Raw genomic sequence first — 16370 nt, forward strand, 5'->3', positions numbered from 1 at the left:
AGGTGCAGTTCGGTGTACTCGGCAGAGGCACGCATCGACGACGCGGGCAACATCCTGGTCGCGCCTTCGGCGATGCAGGACGACGACCGGGTCAGGGACTTCTTCGGATCCGTGATCACGCCGGAGGAGTTCGCCTCCGATTCGTCCGACCTCGCGCGCAAGACCGTCTACCTGGGCGGTGACGTATCCGGGATCAGCGGCGGCCGGCTGAAGGAAGCGGCCCGGGTTCTCGTCATCCGGGAACTGTCACACGGCGACGGGCCATGGCCCCTGGTCGGCCTCGGCCAGGTCCCCATCCGCGTCCACGGTGCCGGCGTGTATTACCGCCGCTTCTTCGACCCCGGTGCCGATCACTTCAAGCGGATCAGTGCCGAGCACGAGTTCCAGTCGCTGACGGAGTCCACCAAGCCGGGGTCGGCCCATCGCAGCGGGATCTACCTGACGCCCGTCACGCAGGACGGTGACGAACTGCATTTCCGCCTGCTCCGGTGCTCGACGAACCTCTCGGGGCCGACCGAGGGTTTCCGCCCGACCGACACGCACATCGTCGAGGCCCTGAACCGCGAGGCCGCCGCCGTCTTCCGCGGCCATGCGCCGCTGAACCACGTCCTCGCGCAGATCTACCACAACACCCCTGCCACGGCCGAGCGCAAGCAGTCCAAGGCCAAGATCTCGTCCCATGCCGACAAGACCAAGGACATGCCCGTCAACGGCATCATGGCCTTCTGCACCTTCTATGACGGGCTCGACAGGCTGCAGCCGCTGGCCGGCGACCCCTTCGACCATGGCGTGAAGGGCGTCAGCGGGCTGACCAGGCTCAGTTTCCGGCTCAAGGAGCCGGCCGCGGAACCCGACGGGGTCGCGCTCCCCGCGCAGTTCACGCTGACCCTCTATCCCGGCTCGGTGTTCTTCATGCCGCTGTCCACCAACCGCCTGTACACGCACGAAATCCGGCCTGCGGCACTGGACGCCGGGTCGCTCCCGGTCCGCCTGGGATACGTGGTGCGCTGTTCGAACACCGAAGCCGTTCACAAGGACGGCCACACGTTCCTCAAGAAGGACGAAGGCCTGGTGGAGCTGGAGCCGCCCACGCAGGAGGGCATGGACGAGCTGCGCAGGCTGTACGCCGAGGAGAACAAGTCCTCGTCCTTCATCGACTACGGCGACAGGTTCCGCTTCAGCATGAACACGGGAGACTACGCTGCCCCCCGAGCCTAGGATCTCGGATGAGGTCCTTTCGTACACCTTGCCGGTCGAGGAGAACCTCTTCGCGGAACTGTCCGCGTCGGTTCTCCTGGAAGACCTAGGAAAAGGCCGGCAAGGTGCGGTGCTCACCAAGCCCGACGAGACGGGTGGTGTGCCTCTCGTACGCACGACCACGCGCTACAACAACCCGGCGCAGCGTTTCCGGGAGATACACGAACGGCTGGCGCAGCAGATCCAGGAACATGCGGCACTTCCGGTCGGCTTCAACAATGCCCTCTTCGAGATCTACACGAACGCCTACCGGACCATGGGCGCCCATTCCGACCAGGCCCTCGATCTGGCCGGCGGGTCGCACATCGCCGTCTTCTCCTGCTATCGAAACGCTGAAGCGGGCCCGCCGAGAAAGCTGATCTTCGAGCCGAAGGCGGCCGGCGGCGAGAAGTTCGAAGTCCCCCTCACGCACAACAGCGTCGTCGTCTTCTCCGTCGGCTCGAACCGGCGCCTCAAGCACAGGATCGTGCTGGACGCGCCCGCCCCGGCAACGGACGACCAATGGCTGGGCGTGACCTTCCGGACGTCGAAGACCCTCATCCGGTTTCGCGATGGACACGCATACCTCCCGCAGGGAGCCCGCCTCACACCGGCCGACGAAGAGCAGCGGCTCGAGTTCTACCGGCTACGGCGCCGCGAGAACAACGAAACGGACTTCAGCTATCCCCCGCTGACGTACACCGTCAGCGACAGCGACCTGCTGCCGCCCACCTGACCTCGGAGGGCATGGGTCAGCCCTCTGCGGCCTCGTCCTCGTAGGCGAACGGCTCGATGCTCCAGGGCTGCCCCGGCCCGTCCCGGTAGGCGGCGAACCCGGGGCGCAGCCCGGCGGTCTCATGGAGCGTCGGGTCGTCCTCGGCGATGTGGACGATGCCGTAGACCGCGCAGGCCCCGGGTTCGTTGGGGTCGTTGACGCCGTCCCCGATCAGCCAGCAGCCCTCGCTGTCGTGCGCGACCACCAGTGCGGGCAGCGCCCCCTCGGCGACGGTCCGCTGCACCACCGCGCCGAGCGAGCGGGGAAAACGCCCGTCCGGAAAGGGAAAGGGCAGCGTACGGAACACTTCATGATCGTGAGCCACGGCACAAGCATGCCATCCGGAGCGACGCCGCCCGTCGGCACAGGTGAGCGCCGAGGAACCCCTGGCCCTCAAGAAGCCGGCGTCCTGAGCAGCACCGCACGCCTGGGTCAGGGCAGGACGTCGGCGACGATCTCGGCGGTGCCCTTGCGGCAGGTACTGAAGCGGCCCGACGTGGTCGTCTCGGCGAGGGTGTTGCTGATGCAGAGCCAGCCGCTGACGGTCGCGACGCCCGCGGACCCCTGCTTGGGCGTGCTCGTGCGGTAATAGGTCCGGAAGATCTGGACGGCCTTCGCGCAGTTGGCCCGGCCCTTCCAGACCGCCACCACGGCCATCGGCCCGCTCTTCGGCGGCGGCTGGATGAACCCGCAGTTCGTGCCCGGCCCGGCGAGCGCCGGCTTGCGCGTCGGCGCCGGCCTGCGCGAGGGCGCCTTCGTGCGGGCGGGCGTCGCCTTGGCGCGCGGCTCGGCCGACGTCGGCGCCGGGGCGGCCGTGGGCGTGCCGGGCGCCGTGGTCGGGGCCGTGGTGGCGGCGAGCGGCCCGGGGGCGGGTTCCTGGCCGCAGGCGCCCATGGCCAGGACCAGCGCGGGAACAACGAGCGCGAGGGAGCGCGTGCGCACGATCGTGTCTCCGTGGATCAGGGGCTACAAGATCGACTCAGTGTGCCACGCTCACGCCGTCCGTTCTCCTGGCCGCGACGCGGCCAGGGGTCCCGGAGCATCCGTGGACGTGGCGCGGCGGGCCCGGCGGAGGCGGCCGGCCCTCGTGGCCTCAGGCCGTCCTGGGGGCGGGGTTCTTGTAGGCGAGGACGAGCGCGATCACCCAGCCGATCAACGTTCCGCCGAAGAAGATGTCGATCGCCAGCACGATCCAGCGCAGCTCGCTGCGGCGCCGGAACGCGATCACGGCCGGAAGGACGTAAACAAAAAGAGCGACGGCGGCCACGACGGCCGTCATCAGAAAGTCATTGCCCATCGTCGCACCTCGTCAGTTCGGATCTTCAGCGGAGATCGGACGCGGTGCAAGCGCCGTCCGTTCCTGGGATCAGCAGTGGCAGTCGATCGTCACGGCCACCGTGTCCGGGTGCGCCGCGATCAGCCTACGGAACTCGGCCTGCCAGCCGCCCTCCTCCTGGTCGGCGCCTCGTTCGTGCCAGGCGCCGTCCGGCGTCACCACGGCGAACGGCAGCACCGGCTCGGGCAGGGCCGTCACCGGCACGATGTTGTCCTCCGGGCGCACCACGTCCAGCCCGTAGCGCCGCTGGAAGTCGGCGGGCGGCAGGCTGAATTGTTGTTCCTGTCCGCGGACCACCCCGTCGTAGCGGCCCCCGATGACGTAGCCGTCGGTCTTGCCGTTCTCCCCGAAATAGGGCGTCATCATCTCTTCGGCCGCCGTCGCGGGGTCTGCCGCGTCCTTGTCGACGAGTACCAGGACCATGAAATGCGCCATGACTCCCCCTGAATCTCGCCCCGGAAGATCATAGACCGAAGGAGACGGCCCCGGTCGGGGGCCGTCTCCTTCGCGGTGACGCGGGCTCACGCGTTGCCGGGGGCCTTGGTGAAGGGGAGCAGCAGGAGGGTGATGGCGAGGGCGGCGGCCGCGAAGGCCGCGCCGGTGAGGAAGGCGTCGTGGAAGACCATGGTGCGGGCCTGCAGGACGCGCTCGGGGTCGCCGCCGGCCCAGGAGGTGAGGTCGGCGACGCGGCGGAAGGCGACGGTGGCGGCGACGGCCAGGCCGAGGGCGCCGCCGACCTCCTGCGCGGTGTTGATCATTCCGGCCGCCAGGCCCGACTCCTCGGGGCGGGAGCCGGCGAAGGCGGCGATCTGCACCGGCACGAAGGAGGTGCCGAGGCCGAGGCCGGTGATCAGGAAGGCGGGCAGCAGGTCGGTGAGGTAGGAGGCGTGGGCGGGGGCCTGCCAGAGCAGGGCCATGCCGGTGGCGGTGAGCGCGAGGCCGGCCAGCAGGACCGGCTTGGCGGCGACCTTGGTGACGAGCTGGGAGGAGATCCCGGCGCCGACCGCGACGATGACGGCGAGCGGGACGTAGGCCAGGCCGGTCTTCAGCGGCGAGTAGTCCAGCACCTGCTGCATGAACAGGCTGGCGAAGAAGAACAGCGTGACGCAGGTGCCCAGCAGCAGGACCGCGGCCAGGTTGGCGGCGCTCAGCGACCTGCGCTTGAACATCCCCAGCGGGACCAGCGGGTCCTTGGCGCGCAGCTCGATGACCACGAAGGCGGCCAGGAACGCCGCCGCCAGGGCGAAGCCGCCGTACAGCCGGACCGCGGGGACCGCGGAGTCGTCGACGGTCTGGCCGAGGCTGAAGATCAGGGCGATCAGGCCGGCGGTGAGGGTCACCGCGCCGGCGACGTCGAAGGAGCGGCGGCTCTCGGCGGCGCGGCTCTCGGCGACGATCCGGGGCGCCACCAGGGCGCCCAGCAGCCCGATGGGCACGTTGACGAAGAAGATCCAGCGCCAGCCCGGGCCGTCGGTGAGCAGGCCGCCCAGGGTGACGCCGGCGACGGCGGCGATGCCGCTGAGCGCGCCCCAGGCGCCGAGGGCCTTGTTGCGGGCGGGTCCCTCGGCGAAGTTGGCGGTCAGCAGCGACAGGGCGGCGGTGGCGATGAAGGCGGCGCCGAGGCCCTGGGCGCCGCGGGCGGTGATCAGCAGCGCGGCGTTGTGGGCGAGCCCGGCGGCCAGGGACGCGGCGGCGAACAGCAGCAGGCCGGTCTGCAGCATGCGGCGGCGGCCGAAGGTGTCGGCCAGCCGGCCGGCCAGCACCAGGAAACCGCCCAGCAGCATCCCGTAGGTGGTGACCAGGTACTGCAGCGAGGTCTGGGAGATGTGCAGCTGCTCCTCGATGGTGGGCAGCGCGACGTTGACGATCGACACGTCCAGGAAGGTCATGAATCCGGCCAGGCAGAGGAAGGCCAGGATCAGTCCGGGACGGTGGGCGGACGCCGGCTCGGTGCGGACGGCGGGCGGAGCTTGCTGGACGGTCATGCTGCTTCCTTAGGAAGGGGCGGCCGCCGGGGATCGCCCGGCGGCCGCGGAGGGGTTAGCGGAAGGCCGGGGCGTTGCGCCGGGCCCAGTCGGCGAAGGGGGTGGCGGAGCGGCCGAGCAGGTCGGCCAGGTGCGGGCTGACGCGCCGTTCCTCGTCGGTGGGTTCGCCGAGGATCGACAGGGTCCCCTCGACCACCGGCAGCGGCATGAACTGCGCCATCTGGTCGTGGGCCTCCTGCCGGGTCTGCTCGACGAAGGCGACCGGCTCGCCGATGGCGTCGGCGATGGCCGCCGCCCGCTCGCGCGGGGTGGTGGCCACCGGGCCGTTCAGGACGTAGGTGGCGCCCTTGTGGCCGTCCTCGCGCAGGACGACGGCGGCGGCCGCGGCCACGTCGTCGGGGTCGACGAACGGCAGGGCGACGTCGGCGAAGGGGGCCGCCGCGGTCCGGTGCGCCCGGATCGGCTCGGCCCAGGCGAAGGCGTTGGAGGCCAGGCCGCCCGAGCGCAGCACCGTCCAGTCCAGCCCGCTGCCGGCGACGGCGGCCTCGAAGCGGGCCGGGTGCCGGTAGGCCTCGGGGCGGGTGCCCACGCCCTGCGAGGACAGCAGCACCACCTTGGTCACCCCGCTCTCGCGGGCCGCGGCGACGATGCCCTCGGGGTCCTCGCCGGCGACCAGCAGGAACAGGGCGCGGGCCCCGTCCAGGGCGGGCCGCAGGCCGGCCGGGTCGGCCAGGTCGGCGGCCACCGCCCGCACCCCGGCCGGCACGTCGTCCTGGGTGATCCGCCGGGCCACCGCCGTCACCTGCTCGCCCGCCTCGGCCAGCGTCCGCACCAGCGTCCGTCCGACGTTCCCGGTCGCACCCGTTACCACGATCATGTTCCGCTCCAGTTAGTTAGTTGACTGACTTGATGAGAGGACAGTAGCACGCCGACCGGGGCGGCTGTCTATAGCGAGTTGGATGACCAACTAAAAAGGGGGCGGTGTGTCCGCCCCGCAGACGCCGAGAGGGCCCCGGACGGTCGTCCGGGGCCCTCTCGGGTCGTTCGTCAGCTGGTGTAGCTGGGGAGGGTGCTCTCGTGCGTCTCGCGGAGTTCGGCCAGCGGGATGGAGAACAGCTCCTGCTCCCCCTCCGCCGTGCGGCCCGACACCTGGAGCGAGTCGCCGCCGATGACGCCGAGCTGGCTGACCGGCACGCCGGCCTGCTCGCAGAGGGCCGCCAGGCGGCCCTCGCTGCCCGGGCGGACGGCGACCATGCAGCGCGCCACCGACTCGCTGAACAGCGCCACGAAGCCGTCGCCGGGCACCGTCACCCGCGCGCCGAGGCCGCCGCGCAGGCAGGACTCGACCAGGGCCTGCGACAGGCCGCCGTCCGACAGGTCGTGCGAGGCCGACAGCAGGCCCTCGCGGGCCGCCGCCACCAGCACCCCGGCGAGCGCGCGCTCGGCCGCCAGGTCGACCTTCGGCGGCAGGCCGCCCAGGTGGCCGTAGACGACGTGCGCCCATTCGGAGCCGCCGAACTCCTCGCGGGTCTCGCCGAGCAGCGCCAGCGTCGCGCCCTCGGAGATGAACGCCATGTTCACCCGGCGGCGGACGTCGTCGTGCACGCCGAGCACGCCGATGACCGGCGTCGGGTTGATCGGCGTGCTGCCGGTCTGGTTGTAGAACGACACGTTGCCGCCGGTCACCGGCACGCCCAGGTACTGGCACGCGTCGGCCAGGCCGGTGACGGCCTGGGAGAACTGCCACATCACGCCCGGGTCCTCGGGGGAGCCGAAGTTCAGGCAGTTGGTGACGGCCAGCGGGCGGGCGCCGGTCGCGGCGACGTTGCGGTAGGCCTCCGACAGCGCCAGCTGGGCGCCGGCGTAGGGGTCCAGGCGGGTGTAGCGGCCGTTGCCGTCCAGCGACAGCGCGATGCCGAGCCCGGACTCGTCGTCGATGCGGACGATGCCGGCGTCCTCCGGCATGGCCTGCACGGTGTTGCCGAGGACGTACCGGTCGTACTGGGAGGTCACCCAGGTCTTGGACGCCAGGTTCGGCGAGCCGGCCAGCCACAGCACGGTGCGGCGCAGCTCGTCGCCGGTGGACGGGCGGGTGAGCCGGCCGGGCGTGTCGGACTGCAGGCCGCCGAGGTCGGCCGGCGGCGCGAGCGGGCGCTCGTAGACCGGGCCCTCGTCGGCGGCGGTGCCGGGCGGGATGTCGACGATCGTCTCGCCGCGCCAGGTCATGACCAGGCGGCCGGTGTCGGTGACCTCGCCGATGACGGTGGCCGGGATCTCCCACTTGGCGCAGATGTCGAGGAACGCCGCGACCTTGGCGGGCTCGACGACCGCCATCATGCGCTCCTGCGACTCGCTCATGAGGATCTCCTCAGGCAGCAGCGTCGCGTCGCGCAGCGGGACGGCGTCCAGCTCGACCCGCATGCCGCCGGTGCCGGCGGCGGCGAGCTCGGTGGTGGCGCAGGAGACGCCGGCCGCGCCGAGGTCCTGGATGCCGACGACCAGGTCGGCGTGGAACAGCTCCAGGCAGCACTCGATGAGCAGCTTCTCCATGAAGGGGTCGCCGACCTGCACGCTCGGCCGCTTGGCCTGCGACTCCTCGTCGAAGGTGGCGCTGGCCAGCACCGACGCGCCGCCGATGCCGTCGGGGCCGGTGCCGGCGCCGAACAGGATCACCTTGTTGCCGGGGCCGGGGGCCACCGCGCGCTTGATGTCGCCGTGCTTCATCACGCCCACGCACAGGGCGTTGACCAGCGGGTTCTGCGCGTAGCAGGCGTCGAAGACGGTCTCGCCGCCGATGTTGGGCAGGCCGAGGGAGTTGCCGTAGCCGCCGACGCCGGCGACGACGCCGGGCAGCACCCGCTGGGTGTCGGGGGCGTCGGCCGGGCCGAACCGCAGCGAGTCCATGACGGCGACGGGGCGAGCGCCCATCGACATGATGTCGCGGACGATGCCGCCGACGCCGGTCGCCGCGCCCTGGTAGGGCTCGACGTAGGAGGGGTGGTTGTGCGACTCGACCTTGAAGGTCACCGCCCAGCCCTGGCCGACGTCGACGACGCCGGCGTTCTCCCCCATGCCGACCAGCAGCGCGTCGGTCTGCGGGACCTTGTCGCCGAACTGGCGCAGGTGCACCTTGGAGGACTTGTAGGAGCAGTGCTCGCTCCACATCACCGAGTAGATCGCCAGCTCGGCGGAGGTGGGGCGGCGGCCGAGGATGGCGCGGACGCGCTGGTACTCCTCGTCCTTCATGCCGAGCTCGGCGAAGGGCTGCGGCCGCTCGGGCGTCTTCGCGGCGATCGCGACGGTGTCGGTCCCGGCCGGCGCGGGCACGGGCGCGGGCGCCGGGGCCTGGACGTCCGGGGACGTCACGGTCGGGTCGGTCTCGGCGGCGAGGGCCTTGACGAAGTCGCGCGCGGGGTCGCCGGCCGGCTCGGGCTCGGCCGGCACGACCGGCTGCGGGCCGGTGCCGGGGCCGGCGACGGGGCGGTCGCCGAGGACCGGCTGGGGGCCGGTGCCGGGGCGCTCCTCGGCGGCCGGGACGACCGGCTGCGGCCCGGTGCCGGGACCGGCGACCGGCCGGTCGCCGACGACCGGCTGCGGGCCGGTGCCGAACACCGGCTGCGGGCCGGTTCCGACGACGGGCTGCGGGCCCGTGCCGAAGCCGCCCAGCGGGTGCTCGCCGGAGGTCTGCTGCTGCGCGGGCTCCTGGCCGGGCTCGAAGCGGACCAGCGGCTGCGGGCCGGACTCGGCGGCCGGGACGGCCGGCTGCGGGCCGGTGCCGCTCTCGGCGGCGGGCCCGGCGGCCTCGTCCTCCTCCAGGATCGCCCCGTAGGCCTGCGACACGGCCGGGTCCACGGCGTGCAGCTCGGGGTCGTCGGCGTCGTCCTTGAGGTCGCGGATCCACTCCATCGACGGCTCGTCGGCGCGGGGCCTGCGGGCGTCCTCCGGCTCGCCGGGGACGTTCGGGCGCTGCTCGCTCATGCGTTGACCAGTCTCTTGACGATCGAGGTGAAGAAGCCGAGGCCGTCGGTGGACGGCCCGGTGAGGGACTCCACGGCGTGCTCGGGGTGCGGCATGAGGCCGACCACGTTGCCGGCCTCGTTACGGACCCCCGCGATGTCGTTGAGGGAGCCGTTGGGGTTCAGGTCCAGGTAGCGCGCCACGACCAGGCCCTCGCCCTCGATCCGGGCGAGCGTCTCGGCGTCGGCGCTGTAGCGGCCGTCGGCGTTCTTGACCGGGATCACGATCTCCTGGCCGGTGCTGTACTCGGCCGTCCAGGCGGTGTCGGCGCTGTCGATCCGCAGCCGCTGGTCGCGGCAGACGAAGTGCAGGCCCGCGTTCGGCAGCAGCGCGCCCGGCAGCAGGTGCGACTCGCACAGCACCTGGAAGCCGTTGCAGATGCCGAGCACGGGCAGGCCGCGCCCGGCCGCGGCGACCAGCTCCGTCATGATGGGGGCGAACCGGGCGATCGCGCCGGCCCGCAGGTAGTCGCCGTAGGAGAAACCGCCGGGCAGCACCACCGCGTCCACGCCCTGCAGGTCGTGGTCGGCGTGCCAGAGGGCGACCGGTTCGGCGCCGGCGAGCCGGACGGCCCGTGCGGCGTCCCTGTCGTCCAGCGAACCTGGGAAGGTGATGACCCCAACCCGGGCAGCGTTCATCGCTTCAGTTCCTTCGGTGCGATCTTCGCCCGCCGGGGCAGGCGAGCGCCATGCTGTGAGGGGGACCGGAAGAGGGCCGGGTTACACGCCCGCCATCCCCGATGGAGGCGCCGTTATCCCCCCGCGCGGGTCCTAATCTACCCGGCGCTGTGCATGAGCTCGCGTTCGAGGCGGCGGATCAGCGCCTCGTCCCGCCAGGTCAGCCGCTTCCGCAGGTGAACGACGGTGCCGCGGCCGTCGCCGGTGTCGATGTCCAGTTCGTCCACCAGCGCGCGCATGATGCGGATGCCGCGTCCGGACTCGGCCATGTCCCCCGGGTCGTCGTCCGGCGCCTGCCGCAGCCCGCGGCCCCAGTCCATGATCCGCAGCCGGCAGCCCTCGTCGTCGACCTGGCCGGTCACCTCGTAGGTGCCGGTGGCGCGGGCGTGCTGGACCACGTTGGTGCAGGCCTCCGAGACGGCGACGAGCAGATCGGCGACGCAGTCCTCGGCGACGCCGAGGCCGCGCAGCGCGTCGCCCACGACCCGGCGGACGACCGGGATGCTCAGTGCCTCGCGGGGCAATGCCAGCGAGAACTTCATGTCCACCGGTCACCTCGTGTCATTCCCAGGCCCCCCTGGTCGGACTCCGGGTCCGAAGACTCGACGAAGCTAAAGCTTCCCCGGCGGAATCTTCCGTAATCGCTACAGTGACCGGACTTTTCGTGAACCCGGGGTGACGTCGGGCACACGATTTCCGGGGATCAGAGGACGCGCACCTCGAAGTCCTCGATCACCGGGTTGGCCAGCAGCGTCTCGGCGATCTTGCGGACCCGCTCGAGCGCCGCCTCGTCGGCCTCCCCGTCGATCTCCACCTCGAACCGCTTGCCCTGCCGGACGGCGGTGACGCCCTCGTAGCCCAGCTGCGGCAGCTTCCGGGCGATCGCCTGGCCCTGCGGGTCCAGGATCTCCGGCTTGAGCATGACGTCGACGACGACGCGCGACACGATCGCCCCCTCTTGATCAGCGCTTTTCCTTATCGCCTGAAGCGTACGGCACCATGACAGGGCACGGCCCACCCGTCCCCACGGAACTCTCACCACGGAGCATCCCGATGAACGTCGACGACCTGACCCCGCCGGAGCGCCTGCTCTGGGAGGCGTTCCCGCGCGGCGAGGCGGTCGACCTGGCGGGCCCGGACACGGCGCTGAACGACGTCGCCTACGCGGCCCGCTGGGGGCCCGAGCGGATCGTGCGGGCCGAGGTGCTGGTGGCGCTGCTGGCGGGCGCCGCCGAGCCCGAGCCGGGGCAGGTCGCGGCGGTGCGGCTGTCGGGCGCGCGGATCACCGGCTCGCTGAACCTCGGGCACGCCCAGGTGGGCGTGCCGCTGGCGCTGACCCGGTGCGCGTTCGACGAGGCGCCGCACCTGTACTGGGCGTCGATGAGCAGCATCCACCTGATGCGCTGCCGGCTGCCGGGCCTGGTCGCGTCCGGCACCCGGGTGGACGGGCACCTGTGGCTGGAGGGCAGCCGGATCGACGGCGGCCTCTGGCTGGACGGCGCCCACATCACCGGCATCTTGAACATGTCGGGCGTGCAGCTGGCCAACCCCGGCGGCGACGCGCTGCTCGCCGACCGGCTCACCGTGGACGCCAACGTCTACTGCGACCGGGGCTTCACCGCCAACGGCGAGGTGCGGCTGCCCGGCGCCCGCGTCGGCGGCCAGCTGATCTTCCGCGAGGCGCACCTGCACAACGAGGGCGGCGCGGCCCTGTACGCCAGCCGGCTGGACGTGGCCGCCAACGTGTTCTGCGACGGCGGCTTCACCGCCAACGGCGCGGTCCGGCTGCGCGGCGCCCGCGTCGGCGGCTACCTGTCGTTCGTCGGCGCGCGGATCACCCATCCCGGGCAGACCGCGCTGAACGCCGACGACCTCACCGTGGAGACCGACGTCTACTGCTCCGACGGCTTCGCCGTCGAGGGCGAGGTGAGCTTCGCCGGCGCCCGGGTGACCGGCCAGCTCAACCTGCGCGGCGCCGTCCTGTCGCACGAGGCGGGCACCGCGCTCAGCCTGCAGCGGCTGCAGGCCGAGGAGGTGCTGCTGCGGCCGGCCGAGGCGCCGCGCGGCACCGTCGACCTGTCCTACGCCAAGATCAGCGTGCTCCGGGACGAGGCCGCGACCTGGCCGGGCCGCCTGCAGCTGGACGGCCTGCAGTACGAGAACCTCGAACCGCCCATGTCGGCCCGCGAGCGGCTGGCCTGGCTGCGCCGCGACACCGACGGCTACCAGCCGCAGCCCTACGAGCGGCTCGCGCAGACCTACCGCGTCCTCGGCCTGGACGCCGACGGCCGCTCGGTGCTGCTGGCCAAGGCCCGCGACCGGCGGCAGACGCAGGGGCTGCCGCGCAAGGTCGTCGGCTGGTTCCAGGACGTCCTGGTCGGCTACGGCTACCGCCCGTTCCGCGCCGCGAGCTGGCTGGCGGGCCTGCTGGCGTTCGGCACGATCGTGTTCACCCTGCACAAGCCGGACGTCCTGGACGACGGCCACCACCCGCATTTCAATGCGTTCCTGTACACCCTGGACCTGCTGCTGCCGATCGGCACCCTCGGCCAGGAGGTCGAGTACGCCCCGAAGGGCGTCTACCAGTGGATCGCCGACTTCCTGGTCGTCGCGGGCCTCCTGCTCGGCCTGACCGTGGCCGCCGGCGCCACCCGCGCCCTGTCGCGGGAGTGATGGTGCAACGGCGGGACCGGGGGTAGAGATCGGAGTAATCGGGGGCTTGCGCCTCCGGGTGTGATGTCTGCCACGATGGCTTTGGTGGCGTTCGTCCCCTTATCCGGGGGCGGGGGCCGCTGACATCGGCCGGCAGCGGCGATCCCGTGGGCCGGCCCCGACCGAGGAGTGTCTTCGATGACGATCGACTCCGTACGCGGCGCGCCCGAACCCGAGCTCGTCCAGCTGCTGACCCCCGAGGGGGAGCGCGTCGAGCATCCCGACTACCCGCTGGACGTGACGGCCGAGGAACTGCGCGCCCTGTACCGCGACCTGGTCGTGGTGCGGCGCATCGACCTGGAGGCCGTGGCGCTGACCCGGCAGGGCGAGCTCGGCATCTGGGCCTCGCTGCTCGGCCAGGAGGCCGCGCAGATCGGCTCCGGGCGCGCGCTCGGCGAGCACGACATGGTCTTCCCCACCTACCGCGAGCACGGCGTGGCCTGGTGCCGCCAGGTCGAGCCGCTCAACCTGCTCGGGCTGTTCCGCGGCGTCAACCACGGCGGCTGGGACCCGGCCGAGCACGGCTTCCACCTGTACACCATCGTGATCGGCAGCCAGACGCTGCACGCGACCGGGTACGCGATGGGCATGCAGCGCGACGGCGTCCTCGGCACCGACCGGGCCGGCGCGACCATCGCCTACTTCGGGGACGGCGCCACCTCCCAGGGCGACGTCAACGAGGCGTTCGTGTTCGCGTCGGTGTTCAACGCCCCCATCGTGTTCTTCTGCCAGAACAACCAGTGGGCGATCTCCGAGCCGCTGGAGCGGCAGACCCGGATCCCGCTGTACAAGCGCGCCCAGGGGTACGGCTTCCCCGGTGTCCGCGTCGACGGCAACGACGTGCTGGCCTGCCTCGCCGTCACCCGCAAGGCCCTCAAGGACGCCCGGGAGGGGCAGGGGCCGACGCTGGTCGAGGCGTTCACCTACCGGATGGGCGCCCACACCACCACCGACGACCCGACCCGGTACCGACTGAAGGCCGAAGAGGAGTCCTGGAAGCTGAAGGACCCGATCGAGCGGGTGAAGGCGTACCTGGTCCGCAACCAGCTTGCCGACACCTCTTTCCTGGACGAGGTGGACGCCGAGGCCAAGCAGGTCGCGACCGCGCTGCGCAAGGCCTGCCTGGACCTGCCCGACCCGCGGCCACTGGCGATGTTCGAGCACGTCTACGCCGAACCGCACCCGCTGATGACCGAAGAGCAGGAGCGGTTCGCCGCCTACCTGGCCTCGTTCGAGGAGGCGTCCGCATGACCGAGACCCCTGCCACCGAGACACTGACGCTGGCCAAGGCGCTGAACGAGGGCATGCGCAAGGCCATGGAGAAGGACCCCAAGGTCCTGGTCATGGGCGAGGACGTCGGCCGGCTCGGCGGAGTGTTCCGCGTCACCGACGGGCTGCAGAAGGACTTCGGCGAGGAGCGGGTGATCGACACCCCGCTGGCCGAGTCGGGCATCGTGGGCACCGCGATCGGGCTGGCCTTGCGCGGCTACCGGCCGGTCTGCGAGATCCAGTTCGACGGGTTCGTGTTCCCGGCCGCCGACCAGATCATCACCCAGCTCGCCAAGATGCGGATGCGCTCGCTCGGCAAGCTGGAGCTGCCGGTGGTCGTGCGCATCCCGTGCGGCGGCGGGATCGGCGCGGTGGAGCACCACTCGGAGTCGCCCGAGGCGTACTTCACCCACACCGCGGGGCTGCGGGTCGTCGCCTGCTCCAACCCGGCCGACGCCTACGCGATGATCCAGCAGTCGATCGCCTCGCCGGACCCGGTGATCTTCTTCGAGCCCAAGCGCCGCTACTGGGAGAAGGGTCCGGTGGACACCGGCGCCGAGGACTTCGCGCCGCTGCACGCGGCGCGGGTGGTCAACCCCGGCGAGGACGTGACGGTCCTCGCCTACGGGCCGGCGGTGAAGACGTGCCTGGAGGCCGCGGCGGCCGACGACCGGTCGCTGGAGGTCATCGACCTGCGCTCGCTGAACCCGCTGGACATGGACACCGTGGTGCGGTCGGTGGAGCGGACCGGGCGGTGCGTGGTGGTGCACGAGGCGCCGGTCTTCAACGGGTACGGCGCCGAGCTGGCCGCGCGGATCACCGAGCGGTGCTTCTACCGGCTGGAGGCGCCGGTGCTGCGCGTCGGCGGGTTCTCCACGCCGTACCCGCCGTCCCGGCTGGAGGACCACTATCTGCCCGACCTCGACCGCATCCTGGACGCGGTCGACCGGACCCTCGCGTGGTAGGGGCGATGAGCGAGCTGAAGCGGTTCAAGCTGCCCGACGTGGGCGAGGGCCTCACCGAGGCCGAGATCGTCAAGTGGCACGTGGCCGTCGGCGACGCCGTCGAGGTCAACCAGACGATCGTGGAGATCGAGACGGCCAAGGCGATCGTGGAGCTGCCGTGCCCGTTCGAGGGCACGGTCACCGAGCTGCTGGCGGCCGAGGGCGAGACGGTGGACGTCGGCGTGCCGATCATCACGGTCGACGTCGGCGGCGGCGAGGCGCCCGCCGAGCCCGTGCGGGAGGAGGCGCTGAAGGACGACCTCGTCCCCACCCCGGAGGAGCCGGGCATGACGGCGCCCGAGCAGCCGAAGCGGCAGCCCGTCCTGGTCGGCTACGGGGTGAAGCCGGGGGCGACCCAGCGCCGCCCGCGCAAGTCTGCGGCGCCGCCGCCGGCCCGTCCACAGCCTGTGGACAGCGGGCGCGTCCTGGCCAAGCCGCCGGTCCGCAAGATGGCCAAGGACCTGGGCGTGGACCTGTCCACGATCACCGGCACCGGGCCGCAGGGCTCCATCACCCGCGACGACATCCGCGCCGCCCGGCAGGCCCCGGCGGCGCCGCAGCGCCCTGCCGTCGAGGGGGACGAGGAGCGCATCCCGGTCAAGGGCGTCCGCAAGGCCACCGCGAACGCGATGGTCGCCTCGGCCTTCACCGCGCCGCACGTCACCGAGTTCCTCCAGGTCGACGTGACCCGCACGATGGAGACCGTGCGGCGGCTGCGCGACCTGCCGGAGTTCGCGCAGGTCAAGGTGTCGCCGCTGCTGCTCGTCGCCAAGGCGCTGCTGACGGCGGTGGCGCGGCACCCGATGGCCAACGCGACCTGGGACGGCGAGGAGATCGTCGTCAAGCGGCGGGTGAACCTCGGCATCGCCGCCGCCACCGAGCGGGGCCTGATCGTCCCCAACATCAAGGACGCGCACGCCAAGCCGCTGCCCGAGCTCGCCGAGGCCCTGGCGGCGCTCACCGAGACGGCCCGCTCGGGCAGGGCCCGGCCGGCCGACCTGTCCGGCGGGACGATCACCATCACCAACGTCGGCGTGTTCGGGGTGGACACCGGCACCCCGATCATCACCCCCGGCGAGGCCGCGATCCTGGCGTTCGGCCAGGTCCGCGACATGCCGTGGGTGCACGAGGGCGAGCTGGCGATCCGCAAGGTGACCACGCTCGCCTTGTCGTTCGACCACCGGATCATCGACGGCGAGCTCGGCTCCAAGGTGCTGCGCGACGTCGGCGCGATGCTGGAGGACCCGATCCGGATGCTCGCCTGGAACTGATGCGCGAAGGGGGCGCCGCGCGGCGCCCCTTTCCGCTCAGAACCGGCGCAGTGTGCAGGAATCGGCCAGCGTTCCCGCGCACAGCAGG

General features: G+C 72.1%; 16 protein-coding genes. 6 read left to right on the forward strand and 10 right to left on the reverse strand.

Annotated elements, in window-relative coordinates:
• Positions 1-12: 12 nt before the first annotated feature.
• On the forward strand, positions 13-1218 hold the full coding sequence (locus ACRB68_RS14465; RefSeq protein ID WP_328594206.1) for a hypothetical protein: 1206 nt from the start codon (positions 13-15) through the stop codon (positions 1216-1218).
• A gap of 28 nt (positions 1219-1246) precedes the next feature.
• On the forward strand, positions 1247-1972 hold the full coding sequence (locus ACRB68_RS14470) for an alpha-ketoglutarate-dependent dioxygenase AlkB (RefSeq protein ID WP_235959387.1): 726 nt from the start codon (positions 1247-1249) through the stop codon (positions 1970-1972).
• 16 nt (positions 1973-1988) lie between these two features.
• On the opposite strand, the gene ACRB68_RS14475 is transcribed toward ACRB68_RS14470, so the two are convergent.
• From ACRB68_RS14475 to purS, 10 genes are all read right to left on the reverse strand, one after another.
• Complete coding sequence (locus ACRB68_RS14475; RefSeq protein WP_153533001.1) at positions 1989-2318, reverse strand: hypothetical protein; 330 nt, start codon at positions 2316-2318, stop codon at positions 1989-1991.
• 125 nt (positions 2319-2443) lie between these two features.
• Positions 2444-2953 carry a hypothetical protein gene (locus ACRB68_RS14480; protein WP_153533002.1) on the reverse strand — a complete coding sequence of 170 codons (510 nt, stop codon included), beginning with the start codon at positions 2951-2953 and terminating at the stop codon, positions 2444-2446.
• A 151-nt stretch (positions 2954-3104) separates the two neighbouring features.
• Complete coding sequence (locus tag ACRB68_RS14485) at positions 3105-3308, reverse strand: superinfection immunity protein (protein WP_153533003.1); 204 nt, start codon at positions 3306-3308, stop codon at positions 3105-3107.
• A gap of 69 nt (positions 3309-3377) precedes the next feature.
• Positions 3378-3782 (reverse strand): hypothetical protein, encoded by a 405-nt coding sequence (locus ACRB68_RS14490; RefSeq protein WP_153533004.1) that lies wholly within the window; start codon positions 3780-3782, stop codon positions 3378-3380.
• Between the two features lie 86 nt (positions 3783-3868).
• Complete coding sequence (locus tag ACRB68_RS14495) at positions 3869-5332, reverse strand: MFS transporter (RefSeq protein ID WP_153533005.1); 1464 nt, start codon at positions 5330-5332, stop codon at positions 3869-3871.
• 55 nt (positions 5333-5387) lie between these two features.
• Positions 5388-6209: an SDR family oxidoreductase gene (locus ACRB68_RS14500; RefSeq protein ID WP_153533006.1), complete on the reverse strand. Its 822-nt coding sequence runs from the start codon at positions 6207-6209 to the stop codon at positions 5388-5390.
• A 170-nt stretch (positions 6210-6379) separates the two neighbouring features.
• Entirely contained in the window at positions 6380-8578 is a 2199-nt protein-coding gene (gene purL / locus ACRB68_RS14505; protein ID WP_153534835.1) for a phosphoribosylformylglycinamidine synthase subunit PurL, read from the reverse strand.
• Positions 8579-9306: 728 nt separating this feature from the next.
• On the reverse strand, positions 9307-9987 hold the full coding sequence (gene purQ / locus ACRB68_RS14510; protein WP_153533007.1) for a phosphoribosylformylglycinamidine synthase subunit PurQ: 681 nt from the start codon (positions 9985-9987) through the stop codon (positions 9307-9309).
• A gap of 137 nt (positions 9988-10124) precedes the next feature.
• Positions 10125-10568, reverse strand: coding sequence for an ATP-binding protein (locus ACRB68_RS14515; RefSeq protein WP_153533008.1), 444 nt, complete (start codon positions 10566-10568; stop codon positions 10125-10127).
• Positions 10569-10729: 161 nt separating this feature from the next.
• Positions 10730-10972 carry a phosphoribosylformylglycinamidine synthase subunit PurS gene (purS, locus tag ACRB68_RS14520; protein ID WP_328594207.1) on the reverse strand — a complete coding sequence of 81 codons (243 nt, stop codon included), beginning with the start codon at positions 10970-10972 and terminating at the stop codon, positions 10730-10732.
• A 107-nt stretch (positions 10973-11079) separates the two neighbouring features.
• On the opposite strand from purS, the gene ACRB68_RS14525 reads away from it, so the two are divergent.
• From ACRB68_RS14525 to ACRB68_RS14540, 4 genes are all read left to right on the forward strand, one after another.
• Positions 11080-12699, forward strand: coding sequence for a hypothetical protein (locus ACRB68_RS14525; protein WP_153533009.1), 1620 nt, complete (start codon positions 11080-11082; stop codon positions 12697-12699).
• 177 nt (positions 12700-12876) lie between these two features.
• Positions 12877-13989, forward strand: coding sequence for a pyruvate dehydrogenase (acetyl-transferring) E1 component subunit alpha (gene pdhA, locus ACRB68_RS14530; protein ID WP_153533010.1), 1113 nt, complete (start codon positions 12877-12879; stop codon positions 13987-13989).
• Positions 13986-14972, forward strand: coding sequence for an alpha-ketoacid dehydrogenase subunit beta (locus ACRB68_RS14535; protein ID WP_153533011.1), 987 nt, complete (start codon positions 13986-13988; stop codon positions 14970-14972). The genes pdhA and ACRB68_RS14535 overlap by 4 nt, the downstream gene beginning before the upstream one ends.
• A gap of 5 nt (positions 14973-14977) precedes the next feature.
• Positions 14978-16282, forward strand: a complete 1305-nt coding sequence (locus ACRB68_RS14540) for a dihydrolipoamide acetyltransferase family protein (protein ID WP_153533012.1) — start codon at positions 14978-14980, stop codon at positions 16280-16282.
• The last annotated feature ends 88 nt before the right edge of the window (positions 16283-16370 follow it).

The sequence above is a fragment of the Actinomadura macrotermitis genome (genome assembly GCF_009604375.1).
In the GTDB taxonomy this organism is placed as follows: Bacteria; Actinomycetota; Actinomycetes; order Streptosporangiales; family Streptosporangiaceae; genus Spirillospora; species Spirillospora macrotermitis.

Excerpts from the sequence above, each read along its gene's own strand:
- pdhA (WP_153533010.1), top strand. The coding sequence starts at position 12,877 with ATGACGATCGACTCCGTACGCGGCGCGCCCGAACCCGAGCTCGTCCAG.
- ACRB68_RS14540 (WP_153533012.1), top strand. The coding sequence starts at position 14,978 with ATGAGCGAGCTGAAGCGGTTCAAGCTGCCCGACGTGGGCGAGGGCCTC.
- ACRB68_RS14525 (WP_153533009.1), top strand. The coding sequence starts at position 11,080 with ATGAACGTCGACGACCTGACCCCGCCGGAGCGCCTGCTCTGGGAGGCG.
- purQ (WP_153533007.1), bottom strand. The coding sequence starts at position 9,987 with ATGAACGCTGCCCGGGTTGGGGTCATCACCTTCCCAGGTTCGCTGGAC.
- purL (WP_153534835.1), bottom strand. The coding sequence starts at position 8,578 with ATGAAGGACGAGGAGTACCAGCGCGTCCGCGCCATCCTCGGCCGCCGC.
- ACRB68_RS14535 (WP_153533011.1), top strand. The coding sequence starts at position 13,986 with ATGACCGAGACCCCTGCCACCGAGACACTGACGCTGGCCAAGGCGCTG.
- ACRB68_RS14515 (WP_153533008.1), bottom strand. The coding sequence starts at position 10,568 with ATGAAGTTCTCGCTGGCATTGCCCCGCGAGGCACTGAGCATCCCGGTC.
- ACRB68_RS14485 (WP_153533003.1), bottom strand. The coding sequence starts at position 3,308 with ATGGGCAATGACTTTCTGATGACGGCCGTCGTGGCCGCCGTCGCTCTT.
- ACRB68_RS14500 (WP_153533006.1), bottom strand. The coding sequence starts at position 6,209 with ATGATCGTGGTAACGGGTGCGACCGGGAACGTCGGACGGACGCTGGTG.
- ACRB68_RS14495 (WP_153533005.1), bottom strand. The coding sequence starts at position 5,332 with ATGACCGTCCAGCAAGCTCCGCCCGCCGTCCGCACCGAGCCGGCGTCC.
- ACRB68_RS14490 (WP_153533004.1), bottom strand. The coding sequence starts at position 3,782 with ATGGCGCATTTCATGGTCCTGGTACTCGTCGACAAGGACGCGGCAGAC.